Source organism: Pantoea sp. SOD02 (genome assembly GCF_024707505.1).
GTDB classification, from domain to species: Bacteria; Pseudomonadota; Gammaproteobacteria; order Enterobacterales; family Enterobacteriaceae; genus Pantoea; species Pantoea symbiotica.
The window spans coordinates 2,460,646-2,476,812 of the sequence record NZ_CP102604.1; the positions used below are offsets into that span (position 1 = coordinate 2,460,646).

A 16,167-nucleotide genomic window follows, 5' to 3' on the forward strand; every position below is an offset into this window, starting at 1 on the left:
TGACCCGAATCATCAAATAATGCCTGCCAATAAGTGGAATTTAATTTTCCTCCCCCCTGAATTTGGGGGAAGTCTTCAGGGAGTTCGTTTTGTCACCACTAATAATTTCAGGCAGGAATCGGTCATGAATGCGAGTGCAGCCGCTACACCAGAGACAGCAAAGAAAGGCTTCAGTGACCTTTTCGCCCGCCTGCGCGCCAATCCGCGAATTCCTTTAATTATTGCTGCCGCTGCGGTTATCGCAGTGGTGTTTGCGTTGGTGCTGTGGGCAAAAGCGCCAGACTATCGCGTCCTTTATAACAACCTCTCCGACGAGGATGGCGGTGCGATTGTCACTCAGCTGACGCAAATGAACATCCCTTACCAGTTCGCCGATAACGGTGGAGCACTGATGGTGCCCGCCGATAAAGTGCATGAGCTGCGTTTGCGCCTGGCACAACAAGGTCTGCCGAAAGGCGGCAACGTTGGCTTCGAGCTGATGGACAAAGAGAAGTTCGGTATCAGCCAGTTCAGCGAGCAGATCAACTATCAGCGTGCGCTGGAAGGTGAACTGTCCCGCACCATCGAAACGCTCGGTCCGGTAAAGAGCGTACGTGTGCATCTGGCGATGCCGAAACCGACCTTGTTTGTGCGTGAGCAGAAAGCCCCTTCCGCTTCGGTAACGCTGAACCTGCAACCTGGCCGCGCTTTAGATGAAGGCCAGATTCAGGCCATTCAGCATATGGTCTCCAGCAGCGTGGCCGGTTTACCGCCGGGCAACGTTACCGTTGTCGATCAGGCCGGTCGTCTGTTGACACGATCCGATAGCGAAGGTCGCGACCTGAATGATGCGCAACTGAAATATGCCTCTGAAGTGGAAGCCCGCTTCCAGCAGCGCATTGAGGCGATCCTCAATCCAATTGTTGGTCAGGGCAATGTGCATGCGCAGGTGACGGCGCAGATCAACTTTGACCGCAGCGAGCAAACCGACGAGAAATACCAGCCGAACGCCAATCCAAACAATACCGCCGTGCGTTCACGCCAGACCAGCAACTCCGAACAGAATGGCAGCGCCTATCCGGGCGGCGTGCCGGGTGCATTGTCGAATCAGCCTGCGCCAGCCAACACTGCGCCGGTAACCAATCCGCCAGCTAATAATGCCAACGGCCAGAACGCTAACGCGCAAAACGCCAATGCGCAGAATAACGGCAGCACCACCAGCACCGCCCAATCTTCTGGCCCGAGCAGCTCAACACGCAACGACACGGTGAACTACGAGCTGGATCGTACCATTCGTCATACCAAGTTGAACGTCGGCGATGTGCAGCGCCTGTCGGTTGCCGTGGTGGTGAACTACCGCGACGACGGCAAAGGCAAAGCGGTGGCGCTGAACGAACAGCAGATCAAGCAGATTGAAGATTTAACCCGCGAAGCGATGGGCTATTCACAAACCCGTGGCGACAGCGTCAACGTGGTGAACTCGCAGTTCAACATGACCGAACCAGCCGGTGGCGACCTGCCATTCTGGCAGCAGCAATCGTTCTTCGATCAGTTGATGACTGCCGGTCGCTGGCTGCTGGTGGCGTTGGTTGCCTTCATCCTTTATCGCAAGCTGGTACGTCCACAGCTGATGCGTAAGAAAGCGCAGGAACAAGCAGCAGCGGAAGCGCTGGCAGCCCGCTCTGCGGCAAGGGAAGAAGAGGAAGCCTTTAACGTTCAGCTCAGCAAAGACGAGCTGGATCAGGAGCGTAAATCTACTAACCGCATGAGCGCCGAGGTGATGAGCCAGCGTATCCGCGACATGTCTGAAAACGATCCGCGCGTCGTCGCGCTGGTTATCCGCGAATGGATGAGTAAAGAACTATGAGTCTGACCGGTACAGAAAAAAGCGCCATTCTGATGATGACCATCGGCGAAGAGCGCGCGGCGGAGGTGTTCAAACACCTCAACCAGCGTGAAGTTCAGCACCTGAGTGGCGCCATGGCCAACATGCGCCAGGTTTCACATAAACAGCTGACCGAAGTGCTGCGCGAGTTCGAAATCGATGCCGAACAGTTTGCTGCGCTGAGCCTCAACTCCAACGATTACCTGCGCTCGGTGCTGATCAAAGCACTGGGCGAGGAGCGCGCCTCAAGCCTGCTGGAAGATATTCTCGAGAAAAACGAGACCACCAGCGGCATGGAAACGCTCAACTTTATGGAGCCACAGGCCGCAGCCGACCTTATTCGCGACGAGCATCCACAGATTATCGCCACCATCCTTGTCCACCTCAAACGTGGTCAGGCGGCGGATATTCTGGCGCTGTTCGACGAGCGTCTGCGTCACGATGTAATGCTGCGTATCGCCACCTTCGGCGGTGTCCAGCCGGCGGCGCTGGCGGAACTGACCGAAGTGCTGAACAACCTGCTCGACGGTACCAACCTCAAGCGCGCGAAGATGGGCGGCGTGAGAACTGCAGCAGAAATTATCAACCTGATGAAAACCCAGCAGGAAGAAGCGGTTATCGAAGCGGTACGCGACTTCGATGGCGAGCTGGCACAGAAGATCATCGACGAGATGTTCCTGTTCGAAAACCTGGTGGAAGTGGACGACCGCAGCATCCAGCGCCTGCTGCAGGAAGTGGAATCCGAGCAGTTGCTGGTGGCATTGAAAGGTGCCGAGCAGCCGCTGCGCGAGAAGTTCCTCAAGAACATGTCTGCCCGTGCGGCCGATATCCTGCGCGACGATCTGGCCAACCGTGGTCCGGTACGTATGTCGGCGGTGGAGAACGAACAGAAGGCCATTCTTCTGGTGGTGCGCCGCTTAGCAGAATCCGGCGAGATGGTAATTGGTGGTGGCGAGGAAACTTATGTCTGATGCCTTTTCCGCCCGCGCGTGGCAGCGCTGGCAGCCTGATGATTTAGGCAGCCCGTTCGGTGCCGAATCGGAGCCTCAGTTAGAGGAGCCGGAGATTGATGTCGAATTGAGCGCCGAAGCGGAACAGCAGCAACAGCTGGAACGTATGCAGCAGCAGATGCGCAAAGATGCGCAGACGCAGGGCTACAGCGAAGGCTATCAAAAGGGTTTTGCCGAAGCGCAACAGAACGGTTATGACGCCGGATTTCAGCAAGGCTTAGCCGATGCGCAGCAGCAGCAAGCGCCGCTGCAGGCGCGTATGCAGCAGCTGGTGACCGAGTTCCATCACACGCTGGAAGCGCTCGACAGCGTGATCGCTTCTCGTCTGATGCAGTTGGCGCTGGAAGCCGCGCGCACGGTGATTGGCCAAGCTACGCAGGTGGATGGCACCGCCCTGCTGCGTCAAATCCAGCAGCTGATTCAGCAGGAGCCGATGTTCAGCGGCAAGCCGCAGCTGCGCGTCCATCCGGACGATTTGCAGCGCATCGAGCAGACGCTCGGCCCAACGCTCGATCTGCACGGCTGGCGTTTGCTGGCCGACAGCACGCTGCATCCCGGCGGCTGTAAGCTTAGCGCCGAAGATGGCGACCTTGATGCGAGCGTGGCAACGCGCTGGCAGGAGCTGTGCCGCCTGGCAGCTCCGGGGACACTGTAATGACCTCATCACGCCTTTCACGCTGGCTCGGCGCGCTCGACGCCTTCGAAGATCGCATTTCGCAGGTGCAAACCGTGCGTCGTTACGGTCGCCTGACGCGCGCCACCGGTTTAGTGCTGGAAGCCACCGGTCTGCAACTGCCGCTCGGTGCTACCTGCATTATTGAACGTACCGATGGCAGCAAGATCACTGAAGTGGAAAGTGAAGTGGTCGGCTTCAACGGCCAAAAACTGTTAATGATGCCGCTGGAAGAAGTGGACGGCATTTTGCCGGGCGCACGGGTTTATGCACGCGTCAGTGGCGACAGCGGGCACAGCGGCAAACAGATGCTGCTGGGCCCGGAACTGCTGGGTCGCGTGCTGGACGGCAGCGGCAAACCGCTGGATGGTTTGCCCGCGCCGGAAACCGGCTATCGCGCCCCGTTGATCACCGCACCGTTTAACCCGCTGCAACGTACGCCGATTGAAGATGTGCTGGATACCGGCGTGCGCGCCATCAACGCCCTGCTCACCGTGGGTCGCGGTCAGCGTATGGGCCTGTTCGCCGGTTCCGGCGTGGGTAAAAGCGTGCTGCTCGGCATGATGGCGCGTTACACCAAGGCCGACGTGATTGTGGTGGGTTTGATCGGTGAACGTGGTCGTGAAGTTAAAGAGTTCATTGAAAACATTCTCGGTGCCGAAGGACGCGCGCGTTCGGTAGTGATCGCCGCACCCGCAGACGTCTCGCCGCTATTGCGTATGCAGGGCGCGGCGTATGCCACGCGTATCGCCGAAGATTTCCGCGATCGCGGCCAGCACGTGCTGCTGATTATGGATTCCCTCACCCGCTACGCCATGGCGCAACGTGAAATCGCGCTGGCCATCGGTGAGCCACCGGCCACCAAAGGTTATCCGCCTTCGGTGTTCGCCAAACTGCCCGCGCTGGTGGAACGCGCCGGTAACGGCACGCACGGCGGCGGTTCGATCACCGCGTTTTATACCGTGTTAACTGAAGGCGACGATCAGCAAGACCCGATTGCCGACTCGGCGCGTGCGATTCTTGACGGCCACATTGTGCTGTCGCGTCGTCTGGCGGAAGCCGGTCACTATCCGGCGATTGATATTGAAGCGTCGATCAGCCGCGCCATGACCTCATTAATTGATGAGACGCACTATGCGCGCGTGCGCCAGTTCAAACAGTTGCTCTCCAGCTTCCAGCGTAACCGCGATCTGGTGAGTGTGGGTGCGTATGCCGCAGGCAGCGATCCGATGCTGGACCGCGCCATCAAGCTCTATCCCGAGATGGAAGCTTTCCTGCATCAGGGCATTTTCGAACGCAGCGACTACGACGATGCCTGTTTGCATCTGCAGGCGATGTTCGGTTAACGCCAAACGAGGTTAAGTCATGAAAACGGCCAGTGCGATCAACAAGCTGCGCGATATGGCGGAGCAGGAACTGGAGAGTGCGGTGATTCACCTCGGCGATATGCGTCGTGGTGTGCAGCAGGCCGACGAACAGCTCAGCATGCTGCTGGATTATCAGGATGAGTATCGCAACAAGCTCAATCAGGATATGTCCGGCGGCATCGCCAGTACGCGCTGGACCAATTATCACCAGTTTATTCAGACGCTGGAAAAAGCCATCGAGCAGCATCGCCAACAGCTTTCCCAGTGGAATCAGCGCCTCGACACCGCGCTGAGCAACTGGCGTGAAAAGCATAAGCGACTCAATGCTTATCAAACGCTGATTACGCGCGCTGAGGAAAACGCATTACGACAAGAAAACCGTCTCGATCAGAAACGGATGGATGAATTTGCCCAACGGGCCGCATTGAGGAAAGGCGAATGATTACGCTGCCAACAGTTGCTACGCAAACCTCGGTTTTGGGAGACGCTGACAGTTCAGTTTCATCAGATCTTTTGCAGGGCGCAGATAGCCTGCCGCAGGGATTTATTACTGAACTCGGCAACCGCTTGCTGACGCTGGTAAAGCAACAAGCTGTTAACACGCAATCGACTGATCTGACAACAGAAGTTGATGAAAAAGACGTCAAAAAAGCCTCTTTAAGCGCGTTATTGCAGGCGCTGGATAAACCAGATGCGTTAAACGCACTTTTACAGCCGGAAAACACTAAAGCCACGCTGAAATCAGCCGATGATAAAGACAAGAGTGAGGCAAGTTCGTTAACTGCCAGCGACTTACAGAATGTGCAGGCGTTATTCGCCATGTTGCCGGTGGCGGTTGAGAACCGCACCAGCACAGCCACGGTAAGTAGCGGCACAGGCGAAGGCAAAGCTGACACCCGCGCTTCGCTTAATTCAGCATTGTTAAGCGGTTCGCTTGAAGGTGCAGTAAAAGAAGAAACAGCACAGCCGGATAGCACAGCGAAGAAATCCAGCGATGCTGGAACGCTCTTAACGCAAACGGCTGCCAGCACGCAGACCAGCAGCAGCGTCAACACCACCGCCAGTAACAACAGCGGCTTGACGCTGGATGAGAGTTTTAAGCAGGTGCTTAATGCGCTGAGTAAGCCGGAAGAGCGCACCGCCGCGCAGAGCAGTGATGACCCGGTGACGCCATTAACCAGCGCACCGCTCAGCGCCACCAGTTCGCTGGTGAGCAGCACCGCTTCGACCAGCACCACGCCGTCGACGCCAATGCTGAATGCGCAGCTCGGCAGCAGCGAGTGGCAGCAGGCGCTGAGTCAGCAGATTGTGATGTTTAGCCGCAACGGGCAGCAGAACGCCGAATTGCGTTTACATCCGCAGGATCTGGGCGCTATCCAGATCAGCCTGACGCTTGATAAGGATCAGGCACAGTTAAGTATGGTTTCCAGCCACAGCCAAGTGAGGGCCGCGCTGGAAGCGGCTCTCCCTCAGCTGCGTACAGCGCTGGCGGAGAGCGGAATAAACCTGGGACAGAGTAACGTCAGCAGCGACGCCTTCGCACAGGGCCAGAGTTATCAGGGCCAGCAGGAAGGACGTCGTGACGGACAGCACGGCAGCTTTACCCTCTCCCAGGACAGTGACAACGAGATAACGCCTATTGCCGTCCCGGCAGCCCTTCAAGCGCGCGCGGCCGGTAACGGCGCTGTCGATATCTTTGCCTGACAGCCGCTAAACGCTGAAGGTAAGCGTAAAACCCGCGTCTTTTCTTCCCATTGTTTGACTTAAGACGCGGGATAATCTGTCCAGGTAAGCCGAGAGGCTTGCCCATAATTCACAGGAAGTAACTGCAAGATGTCTGATAACGCGAAAGCTAAAGGCCGCAAACGTTCACTACTACTACCGGTGTTACTGATTGTAACGCTGGCCGCTTGCAGCGTGGCAGGCTATGCAGTCTGGCGAATGATGAATAAACACGAAGGCAGCCAACCGGATGCGGCGAAAGTCGAGCCACCGGCTGCTCCCGTATTTTTTGCAATGGATACGTTTACAGTAAACCTGGTCAATCCTGACAACGATCCCGACCGTGTGTTGTACGTAGGTTTCACCCTGCGTCTGCCCGATGAGGATACCCGTCGTCGGATGAACGATTACCTGCCGGAAGTGCGCAGCCGTCTGCTGTTACTGCTTTCGCGTCAAAGCGCGACGGCACTGGCAACAGAGCAAGGCAAACAGGCCCTGGTTGAGCAGATCAAACAGGCACTGGCGCCGCCGCTGGTAAAAGGTCAACCGGCTCAGGTTGTCAATGACGTGCTGTTTACCGCCTTCATTTTGAGGTGATTTAATGGGCGATAGCATTCTCTCCCAGGCTGAGATTGACGCGCTGCTTAATGGCGACAGTGACAGCGCGGAAGTAGAGAACAGTTCCAAAGGGACCGATGGCGACATCCGTCCCTATGATCCCAATACTCAACGCCGCGTGGTACGTGAGCGTCTGCAGGCGCTGGAGATCATCAACGAGCGCTTTGCCCGTCATTTCCGTATGGCGCTGTTTAACCTGCTGCGCCGTAGCCCCGATATTAGTGTGGGTGCGATCAAGATTCAGCCGTACCACGAGTTTGCCCGCAACCTGCCGGTGCCAACCAACCTGAACCTGATCCACCTGAAGCCGCTGCGCGGCACGGCGCTGGTGGTGTTTTCACCGAGCCTGGTATTTATTGCTGTCGATAACCTGTTTGGCGGCGACGGTCGTTTTCCGACCAAAGTTGAAGGCCGTGAATTTACCCATACCGAACAGCGCGTGATTCGCCGCATGTTGAAGCTGGCGCTGGATGGTTATAGCGACGCATGGAAAGCGATTTATCCGCTGGAAGTCGAGTATGTGCGTTCTGAGATGCAGGTGAAATTCACCAACATCACCACTTCACCGAACGACATCGTGGTTAACACGCCGTTCCAGGTGGAGATTGGTAACCTGGTCGGTGAATTCAATATCTGTATTCCGTTTTCGATGATTGAGCCGCTGCGCGAGCTGCTGGTCAATCCGCCACTGGAAAACTCACGCCGTGAAGATAATCACTGGCGCGACAATCTGGTGAAACAGGTGCAGCACTCGGAGCTGGAGCTGATTGCCCACTTCGCCGAAACATCGCTGCGCCTGTCACGTATTTTGCAGCTGAAACCTGGTGACGTCCTGCCCATTGAGAAACCGGACCGCATCATTGCTCACGTCGATGGCGTGCCGGTGCTGACCAGCCAATACGGCACCATCAATGGCCAGTATGCCCTGCGTGTAGAACATTTGATTAACCCGATTTTGAATTCGCTGAACGAGGAACAGCCCGATGAGTGACAGCAAGAAACCGTCCGACGACGACATCTCCGCGGACGATCTGTGGGCTGCAGCTATGAACGAACAAACCACCACCAGCGCGCCAGATCCGACTGAGAATGTCTTCAAATCGCTGGAGAATCCTGGCATCAGCGGTTCGCTGCAGGATATCGACCTGATCATGGATATTCCGGTCAAACTGACCGTGGAACTAGGTCGTACCAAGATGACCATCAAAGAGCTGCTGCGTCTGACGCAAGGTTCTGTGGTGGCGCTGGATGGCCTGGCCGGTGAACCGCTGGATATTCTGATCAACGGTTATCTGATCGCGCAGGGTGAAGTGGTGGTAGTGAACGACAAATATGGCGTGCGCATCACCGACATCATTACCCCGTCTGAACGTATGCGTCGTCTGAGCCGTTAAGCATGTTAAAGCACACGCAAGCGGAACAACCGGTAGCGAGCCAGCCGGTGGTCTCGACCGGTTCGGTGATTGGCCAAGTCAGCAGCGTGCTGGCGGTGATTGTTCTGCTGATTCTCGGCTGCGGCTGGCTGGCGAAACGTCTCGGCTTTGCCCCGAAAACGGTGACCGGCCAGGCGCTGAAAATCAGCGCCACCGTGCAGGTGGGTCAGCGCGAGCGTGTGGTGATTGTCGATACCGCCGATGCACGTCTGGTGTTGGGCGTTACCGCCCAGCAGATTACGCATCTGCACTCATTACCGCCGCTGCCGCCGGAAGAACTGGCGAATAACAGCGCTGCCCCGCAGGATTTTCGTCAGCTGTTCCAGAATCTGGTTAAACGTCCCGGAAAACCACAATGATGCGTCGATTACTTGCTCTCCTGCCGCTGCTGTTGCTGGCACCGGTTGCCCATGCGCAGCTGCCGGGTTTAATCAGCCAGCCGCTGGCCAATGGCGGCCAGAGCTGGTCGCTGCCGGTGCAGACGCTGGTTTTCATCACCTCGCTGACCTTTATTCCGGCCGTACTGCTGATGATGACCAGCTTCACCCGCATCATCATTGTGTTTGGCTTACTGCGTAATGCCTTGGGCACGCCATCTGCGCCGCCAAACCAGGTGCTGCTCGGCCTGGCGCTGTTTCTGACCTTCTTTATTATGGCGCCGACCTTCGACAAGATTTATTCCGACGCCTATCTGCCGTTCAGCCAGGACAAAATCAGCATGGCGGACGCGATTGATAAAGGTGCGCAGCCGCTGCGTGAATTTATGCTGCGTCAAACGCGCGAAGCCGATTTAGCGCTGTTTGCTCGTCTGGCCAACACCGCGCCAATTCAAGGCCCGGAAGCGGTACCGATGCGCATTCTGCTGCCGGCGTATGTCACCAGCGAACTGAAAACCGCCTTCCAGATTGGTTTCACCGTGTTTATCCCGTTCCTGATCATCGATCTGGTGGTCGCCAGCGTACTGATGGCGCTGGGGATGATGATGGTGCCGCCGGCCACTATTTCCCTGCCGTTCAAGCTGATGCTGTTCGTGCTGGTGGATGGCTGGCAACTGCTGGTGGGTTCACTGGCGCAAAGTTTCTACTCGTAACCCGACATTTCCCGAGGAGTGCAACATGACACCTGAATCAGTAATGGTTATGGGCCAGGAAGCAATGCGCGTCGCGCTGCTGATGGCCGCGCCGATGTTGCTGGTGGCGTTGATCAGCGGTTTGATCATCAGCGTGCTGCAAGCCGCGACCCAGATTAACGAACAAACGCTCTCCTTTATCCCGAAGATTCTGGCCGTTGCCGCTACCGCGGTGATCGCCGGTCCGTGGATGCTGAATCTGATGCTGGATTACATTCGCACGCTGTTTAGCAATCTGCCGTACATCATTGGCTAATGATTAACCTCGACAGCAGCCAGCTGATCCATTGGGTCGCACAATTCTTCTGGCCGATGGTGCGTTTGCTGGCGCTGTTTGCCAGCGCGCCGGTGCTGAGCGAAAAGTCGATTCCCAAACGCGTCAAGATTGGCCTCGCGGTATTAACCACCTGGATCATTCTGCCTGTGCTGCCGCCGGTTGAAGCTACATTATTTACGCCCGCCGGATTTTGGTTGCTGCTGCAACAGTTGCTGATTGGCATCAGCATCGGCCTGACCATGCAGTTCGCCTTTGCCGCGGTGCGCATGGCGGGTGAAGTGATTGGTTTGCAGATGGGTTTGTCCTTCGCCACCTTCTTCGATCCGGGCAGCCGCCTGAACATGCCGGTGCTGGCGCGTTTTCTCGATATGCTGGCGATGCTGCTGTTTCTCACCTTCAACGGACATCTGTGGCTGATCTCGCTATTGGTGGACAGTTTTCACACCTTACCGATCAGCGACCAGCCGCTCAACGCCAATGCCTTTATGGCGTTAGTCAAAGCCGCCGGATTAATTTTCCTTAATGGCATGATGTTAGCGCTGCCCTTAATAGTTCTACTCCTCACGCTAAACATGGCACTAGGTTTGTTAAACCGTGTTTCACCACAGCTATCAATTTTCGCGGTTGGCTTCCCGATTACCTTAACGGTGGGCATCCTCAGCGTTGGGTTGATGATGCCGCTGCTTGCTCCCTTCTGCGAACATCTGTTCAGCGAAGTCTTTGATTTACTCGCCCAGTTTATGTCAGAACTTTCCCGCGCGAGTTGATTAACTATTCTGTAGGCGTTCTTAAGTAATAGTTAAGCAACCAGAAACAGTCTGTGCATTTTTCGAACCATTTTTTCCAGAAATCAACTGAGGAAATTCTGATAAATGCGCATTTTAGGTGAAAATTATTCTTATTAAACCGCGCTTCGCGTATTTTAGTCAGACGATTCCTAAGGGGCTAAACCTTGAGAATTGGTTGATGAAATGCTCAAAGGGCTGTTTTTAAACAAAAAAAATTTCAAAGCGATTTTTCTTGTCTAAATCCCTTTTTTCCGGCATTGTCAACGCTCGCTGAAGCGTCATACTTTCGCTAAACAAATGTTTTTAAGATTTGTCCTATCAGATTTGTCTGTGATCTGCGCGATAGTGACAGGGCTCTCAAAACAGAGCGAATTAAACACTTAATGCAAATCCTCAGCCATCCCTACTATGGCTGGGCTGAGAGTGACGTGGATGTACTAAAAAAAATAACTTCGCAGCACGGTTCAGGGAAGAGTCATGATGGCGCATGGATTTCTATCGCCAATCTGCCGAGCAGAATAAAAAAGTGTCTTTGGAAATTTCTCTCGTACCGCAAACGCGTATTCATCGTTGATTTAAACGGATAACAAATTGGTGAGGGTCGCTATAATGCCAACGATTATTATGGATTCATGTAATTACACACGCCTGGGTTTGTCTGACTATATGTCTGCGAAAGGAGTTAAAAAGAAAAATATTACTCCTGTCTCTGACATCGACCAATTGCAACAAAGATGTGAGCAAATAAAGCCGGGCGTCGTGTTTATCAACGAAGAGTGCTTTATTCACGAATCTGATTCCAGCGATCGTATTCGTGCTATTATCATGCAGCATCCTGACACCTTATTCTTTATTTTCATGGCGATCTCGAATATCCATTTTGAGGAATACCTCTACGTTCGTAAGAACCTGATTATTACGTCAAAATCGATAAAAACTTCGACGCTGGATTCTTTGTTAGGCACCTACCTGCAAAAGAAACTCAACGCTTCGCCACGTATTTCTGCTGGGCTCGACGTGCATCCACTGACATTAAGTCAGACTGAATCAAATATGCTGAAAATGTGGATGTCAGGTCATGACACCATTCAGATATCTGAGAATATGCAAATTAAAGCCAAAACTGTTTCGTCACATAAAGGTAATATTAAACGTAAAATTAAAACCCATAATAAGCAGGTTATTTATCATGTCGTACGTTTGACTGATAATGTCACCTCAGGGATTTATGTTAACGTGCGATAATTTCCTTCAGTGAATAAAGGGGCCAATCCAGCGATTGGCCCCTTTCTCGTTTTGCGAGTTTGATCTCACTTTCCTGCCTAATCCTTTCCCCTCGCCTGCCGATGCTTATTCTCATAACACCTACCTACATGAGAGCAAGGATATGAAAACAGCATCGATTGATGAGCAATATAAGCTCAGCATCTGGCAGAACCTGCGCCTGATGCCTTTGTTCAGTATGATCTTTGGTGGCATTCTGCTGCTTTTTGCCCTGTGCATTGGACTCGCCAGCTACTTTTTGATTCAGAGTAATAACTCACTCAATGATGCCACGGAAGAAATTCAAATCCGCATGGGCATCTCTAACAGTTCTAACCATCTGCGCACTGCGCGACTGAATGTGCTGCAATCCGGTGCCGCCGCCCGTATTGGCGAAATGGATGGTTATCGTGCCGATTTAGCGCGCACCGAGACGCGCATTAAACAAGCGCGCGAAGGCTTTAAACTCTATATGGATCGCAAGGCGAAAACGCCGGCGGATATTGCCCTCGACGAACCGCTGACCGCCAGCTTCAATGCCTATATTGATAAAGGTCTTAAGCCGATGATTGAATCGGCAAAGCAAGGCAGCTTTGAAGGTATCGTGGCGCAGGAAACTGACGTCACGCGCAAGCTGGATGACGCCTATAACGCCGTGCTGTTGAAGGCGATTAAAATACGTACCGACCGCGCCGAAGCGATTAATGCCGCAGCGGCACATCAATCGCGCGTCGGTTTTATTGCTATGGCTATCGCATTTGTCGCCGCATTAGTGTTAGTGCTGTTGACCTTCGTGTTCCTGCGTCGCGTGGTGATTAACCCGCTGCGCCAATCCGTTGACCGCATCGAACATATTGCGCAAGGGGATTTGACCGCGCCGGAGCAAGCCTATGGCCGCAGCGAGATTGGTAGCTTGCTGCATAACCTGCAACTGATGCAGGCGTCGCTGGTGCGTACTGTAGGCACGGTGCGTGAAGGTGCGGTGGCGATTTATCAGGGTTCCAGCGAGATTTCCGCCGGTAACACCGACCTCTCATCGCGTACTGAAGAGCAGGCTTCAGCGCTGGAGCAAACCGCTGCCAGCATGGAGCAGCTTACCGCAACGGTGAAGCAGAACGCCGAGAACGCGCATCATGCCAGCCAGCTGGCTGCTGATGCCTCTGGCAAAGCACGCAGCGGCGGCGATCTGGTGAGCGGCGTGGTGCAAACCATGAACAACATTTCTGGCAGCTCCAAGAAGATTGCCGAGATCACCAACGTCATCAACAGCATCGCCTTCCAGACCAATATTCTGGCGCTGAATGCCGCCGTCGAAGCGGCGCGTGCCGGTGAGCAAGGCCGTGGTTTTGCCGTGGTAGCCAGCGAAGTGCGTAATCTGGCACAGCGCAGTGCGCAGGCGGCGAAAGAGATTGAAACGCTGATCGCTGAATCGGTAGGTTTGATTACCAACGGCTCACGCCAGGTCGGTGAAGCCGGTAATACCATGGGCGAGATTGTTGAGGCGGTGCGTCGCGTGACGGACATTATGGCGGAGATTGCTGCCGCGTCCGATGAGCAGAGCCGTGGCATCCAGCAGGTGAGCCTGGCGGTGACCGAGATGGATAACGTGACGCAGCAGAACGCCTCGCTGGTTGAGGAAGCCTCTTCGGCAGCGGCTTCGCTGGAAGACCAGGCTGGCCGATTGACGCAGGCGGTAGCGGTGTTCCGTTTGAATGATGCGCCGGTTGCGCAAGTGGCTAAAGCGGCGCAGTCCGGGTTGCGTACGCTAAATCTGGCGCCGCGTCCGGCATTGGCGACGTCGGGAAATGATAATTGGGAGACGTTTTAAGCGTTGAATTTGCAGAGGTCGCCATGATTGGCGACCCTACAACTCAGGTGCGCATTTATGCGCACCTGGCATCAAGCCCCTTCATACGGCTCAACAAACACGCCTTCGGCATGATCGCTTTCATTAAAGAACCAAATCCCCAGCGGGTAATCTTCTAACGCCACCAGATACATGGTGCCCTCATTGAATGCTTCCACTGCTAGCACCGTACCTACACGGCGCGGGCCGCCGTCGGTTTTAACCGTAACGCGATCGTTCACCTTCATTGATTACTCTCCACAAATTGTCCTGCGACACAGTTTAACGGAAGATAATCAACACTGCCTGATCGCGATCAGCGTCGGGCGATAACCCACACCGCATGAACGATACCGGGAATGTAGCCGCACAGCGTCAGCAGAATATTAAGCCAGAACGCCCCGCCGAACCCGACCTGCAAGAACACGCCCAGTGGCGGTACCAAAATGGCGATGACAATACGTAAAAAGTCCATATTCACTCCCTGATATCACTTAACAATCAATCGCTAAGCATAGACGCTGTTACGCACTGTGCACTTAAAGGCAGGTAAAACTCTGTCAAGATGCGCTTTTTCGCTTTCTTAACGTTTCATAGAGAGACTTTTGACGCGGGCTGCTCGTACACTTCTCCTCACTGCACCAACCCCAAAGGCGCAGTCAACCTAAAAGTAACAAGGATTTTTGCCCGCGCAGCGCGGGCTTTTTTTTGCCCGTAATTTGCCCGCGACGCCCTCTTTTCAGCACCGTCTATACTGTTAACTCATCCAATCGCCTCTGGGAGGGCGCTATGACGACGGCAAAAGAGTACAGCGAGAATGTGCAGCGCGAAGTCAATATTGATGTCGATGCGCTGCTGGAGGCGATTCAGAAAAGAACGTCGGGCGAGATACAAGAGTTTATGGAAGCCGAAAACGCCCATCGCGTCAAAGTGAACGGCGAGGCTTATGACTCTTACACCGATTTAGCGGAAGCCTTCGAACTCGACATTCGCGATTTCGCCATCAGTGAAGTGAACCGCTGAAATCGATTTCAAAAAAATACCCGGCGGGATGGCCGGGTAAAATAAATCAATAAATTCGTTACACCAGGGAATTCTTAACACCCGGTCAGATTACGCCTTAGTCCGATTAAGACAAGTCTTATCCCTGCATGTAAATCGAACAATTTTGTATAACCATTCATGCGAATCGCCCCACGCACCGCGTCACAGCTGGTTTCAGCTGTGCACGAAATGTGCATCGCGCATCCCGTCACGTCTGCTGTTTAAGAATTATCCTGGTTGTCGCTGGCCGGGTCGCCGGAAAAAGTGTGATCGTGATTCCGCTATTATACTGATTACTCTTCGCTTTACGGATGCCACTGGCGTAAGGAGTGTGATGATGCTGAGTCTTAACTCTTCCCTGATGATCGTTACCGATCTTGATGGCTCATTACTGGATCATCATGACTACAACTGGGATGCGGCCAGTGAATGGCTGGCGCGTCTGAAACAACATCTGATTCCGCTGGTGATTTGTTCCAGCAAAACGGCGGCAGAGATTATTCCACTGCAAAAGAAGCTGGGCATTGTTGGCGCACCCTTTATTGCTGAAAACGGTGCGCGCGTGGTGCTGGGCGGTGAACAGACGCCGCCAACCGAAACCAGCGCCGGCTATCATGCGCTGTGCCAAACACTACACGCGTTGCAGGCACGGTTCCGCTTCAACGGTTTTCATGAATTTAGCGATGCCGAAGTGGCACGCTTCACCGGTTTAACGCTCACCGAAGCCAGCCAAAGCCGCCTGCGCGAAGCATCGGAAGTGGTGCTGTGGCGCGATGATGAACACCGTTTGCAGGAATTTCGTGAGGCGCTTGCCGAACACCATCTGGCGTTAACTCAGGGCGGACGCTTCTGGCATGTGATGCCCGCCGGCACCGGCAAAGGTATCGCGCTGGCGGAAATTCAGCAGCATCTTGCCGCGCAAGAAGGGGAATCACGCACCACCATCGGCCTGGGCGATGGCCCCAACGATGTGCCGATGCTGGAGCGCGTTGATTATGCCGTGGTGATAAAAGGCTTCAGCAAAACGCCGGTAGAACTGCAACGCACCGATACCGAGAACGTTTACCACACCGCGCACGTCGGTCCGCAAGGCTGGCGTGAAGGTCTGGACTATTTTCTTGCCGAGTAACGGC

Annotated in this window: 19 protein-coding genes; 17 read left to right on the forward strand and 2 right to left on the reverse strand. The window is 54.5% G+C overall.

Annotated features, from left to right (window positions below; genetic code table 11):
* Positions 1–124 precede the first annotated feature (124 nt).
* The 15 genes from fliF to NR302_RS11590 all read left to right on the forward strand — a co-directional run bounded on the left by fliF (position 125) and on the right by NR302_RS11590 (position 13,972).
* Positions 125–1,846 carry a flagellar basal-body MS-ring/collar protein FliF gene (gene fliF / locus NR302_RS11520; protein ID WP_258143510.1) on the forward strand — a complete coding sequence of 574 codons (1,722 nt, stop codon included), beginning with the start codon at positions 125–127 and terminating at the stop codon, positions 1,844–1,846.
* The gene (gene fliG / locus NR302_RS11525; RefSeq protein ID WP_176970362.1) at positions 1,843–2,835 is read left to right on the forward strand and encodes a flagellar motor switch protein FliG; all 993 of its coding nucleotides are present in this window, start codon (positions 1,843–1,845) and stop codon (positions 2,833–2,835) included. Before fliF ends, fliG begins: the two co-directional genes overlap by 4 nt.
* The gene (gene fliH, locus NR302_RS11530) at positions 2,828–3,529 is read left to right on the forward strand and encodes a flagellar assembly protein FliH (protein ID WP_258143511.1); all 702 of its coding nucleotides are present in this window, start codon (positions 2,828–2,830) and stop codon (positions 3,527–3,529) included. Before fliG ends, fliH begins: the two co-directional genes overlap by 8 nt.
* Positions 3,529–4,893, forward strand: coding sequence for a flagellar protein export ATPase FliI (fliI, locus tag NR302_RS11535; protein WP_176970360.1), 1,365 nt, complete (start codon positions 3,529–3,531; stop codon positions 4,891–4,893). The genes fliH and fliI overlap by 1 nt, the downstream gene beginning before the upstream one ends.
* Positions 4,894–4,912: 19 nt before the next feature.
* The gene (fliJ, locus tag NR302_RS11540) at positions 4,913–5,356 is read left to right on the forward strand and encodes a flagellar export protein FliJ (RefSeq protein ID WP_008105396.1); all 444 of its coding nucleotides are present in this window, start codon (positions 4,913–4,915) and stop codon (positions 5,354–5,356) included.
* Positions 5,353–6,618, forward strand: a complete 1,266-nt coding sequence (locus tag NR302_RS11545; RefSeq protein WP_258143512.1) for a flagellar hook-length control protein FliK — start codon at positions 5,353–5,355, stop codon at positions 6,616–6,618. Before fliJ ends, NR302_RS11545 begins: the two co-directional genes overlap by 4 nt.
* Positions 6,619–6,747: 129 nt before the next feature.
* On the forward strand, positions 6,748–7,233 hold the full coding sequence (gene fliL, locus NR302_RS11550) for a flagellar basal body-associated protein FliL (RefSeq protein ID WP_008105400.1): 486 nt from the start codon (positions 6,748–6,750) through the stop codon (positions 7,231–7,233).
* 4 nt (positions 7,234–7,237) lie between these two features.
* Positions 7,238–8,245 carry a flagellar motor switch protein FliM gene (gene fliM / locus NR302_RS11555; protein ID WP_008105401.1) on the forward strand — a complete coding sequence of 336 codons (1,008 nt, stop codon included), beginning with the start codon at positions 7,238–7,240 and terminating at the stop codon, positions 8,243–8,245.
* The gene (gene fliN, locus NR302_RS11560) at positions 8,238–8,648 is read left to right on the forward strand and encodes a flagellar motor switch protein FliN (RefSeq protein WP_008105402.1); all 411 of its coding nucleotides are present in this window, start codon (positions 8,238–8,240) and stop codon (positions 8,646–8,648) included. The genes fliM and fliN overlap by 8 nt, the downstream gene beginning before the upstream one ends.
* Positions 8,649–8,650: 2 nt before the next feature.
* Positions 8,651–9,046 carry a flagellar biosynthetic protein FliO gene (gene fliO / locus NR302_RS11565; RefSeq protein ID WP_258143513.1) on the forward strand — a complete coding sequence of 132 codons (396 nt, stop codon included), beginning with the start codon at positions 8,651–8,653 and terminating at the stop codon, positions 9,044–9,046.
* Positions 9,046–9,777 (forward strand): flagellar type III secretion system pore protein FliP, encoded by a 732-nt coding sequence (gene fliP / locus NR302_RS11570; RefSeq protein ID WP_036648594.1) that lies wholly within the window; start codon positions 9,046–9,048, stop codon positions 9,775–9,777. The genes fliO and fliP overlap by 1 nt, the downstream gene beginning before the upstream one ends.
* A 25-nt stretch (positions 9,778–9,802) precedes the next feature.
* A complete protein-coding gene (fliQ, locus tag NR302_RS11575; protein ID WP_008105408.1) occupies positions 9,803–10,072 on the forward strand; it encodes a flagellar biosynthesis protein FliQ in 270 nt (89 codons plus the stop codon).
* Positions 10,072–10,860, forward strand: coding sequence for a flagellar biosynthetic protein FliR (gene fliR / locus NR302_RS11580; protein ID WP_008105410.1), 789 nt, complete (start codon positions 10,072–10,074; stop codon positions 10,858–10,860). The genes fliQ and fliR overlap by 1 nt, the downstream gene beginning before the upstream one ends.
* Positions 10,861–11,490: 630 nt before the next feature.
* Entirely contained in the window at positions 11,491–12,126 is a 636-nt protein-coding gene (gene rcsA / locus NR302_RS11585; protein WP_008105413.1) for a transcriptional regulator RcsA, read from the forward strand.
* A gap of 142 nt (positions 12,127–12,268) precedes the next feature.
* Positions 12,269–13,972: a methyl-accepting chemotaxis protein gene (locus NR302_RS11590; protein WP_258143514.1), complete on the forward strand. Its 1,704-nt coding sequence runs from the start codon at positions 12,269–12,271 to the stop codon at positions 13,970–13,972.
* 71 nt (positions 13,973–14,043) lie between these two features.
* On the opposite strand, the gene dsrB is transcribed toward NR302_RS11590, so the two are convergent.
* Both dsrB and NR302_RS11600 read right to left on the reverse strand, forming a co-directional pair.
* Positions 14,044–14,238, reverse strand: coding sequence for a protein DsrB (gene dsrB / locus NR302_RS11595; protein ID WP_008105417.1), 195 nt, complete (start codon positions 14,236–14,238; stop codon positions 14,044–14,046).
* A 68-nt stretch (positions 14,239–14,306) separates the two neighbouring features.
* Entirely contained in the window at positions 14,307–14,465 is a 159-nt protein-coding gene (locus NR302_RS11600; protein ID WP_007891469.1) for a YqaE/Pmp3 family membrane protein, read from the reverse strand.
* A gap of 314 nt (positions 14,466–14,779) precedes the next feature.
* Between NR302_RS11600 and NR302_RS11605 the strand changes: the two genes are divergently transcribed.
* Together NR302_RS11605 and NR302_RS11610 are read left to right on the forward strand one after the other, a co-directional pair.
* A complete protein-coding gene (locus tag NR302_RS11605; RefSeq protein ID WP_061717614.1) occupies positions 14,780–15,013 on the forward strand; it encodes a DUF2525 domain-containing protein in 234 nt (77 codons plus the stop codon).
* 358 nt (positions 15,014–15,371) lie between these two features.
* Positions 15,372–16,163, forward strand: coding sequence for a mannosyl-3-phosphoglycerate phosphatase-related protein (locus NR302_RS11610; protein ID WP_258145189.1), 792 nt, complete (start codon positions 15,372–15,374; stop codon positions 16,161–16,163).
* Positions 16,164–16,167: the final 4 nt, after the last annotated feature.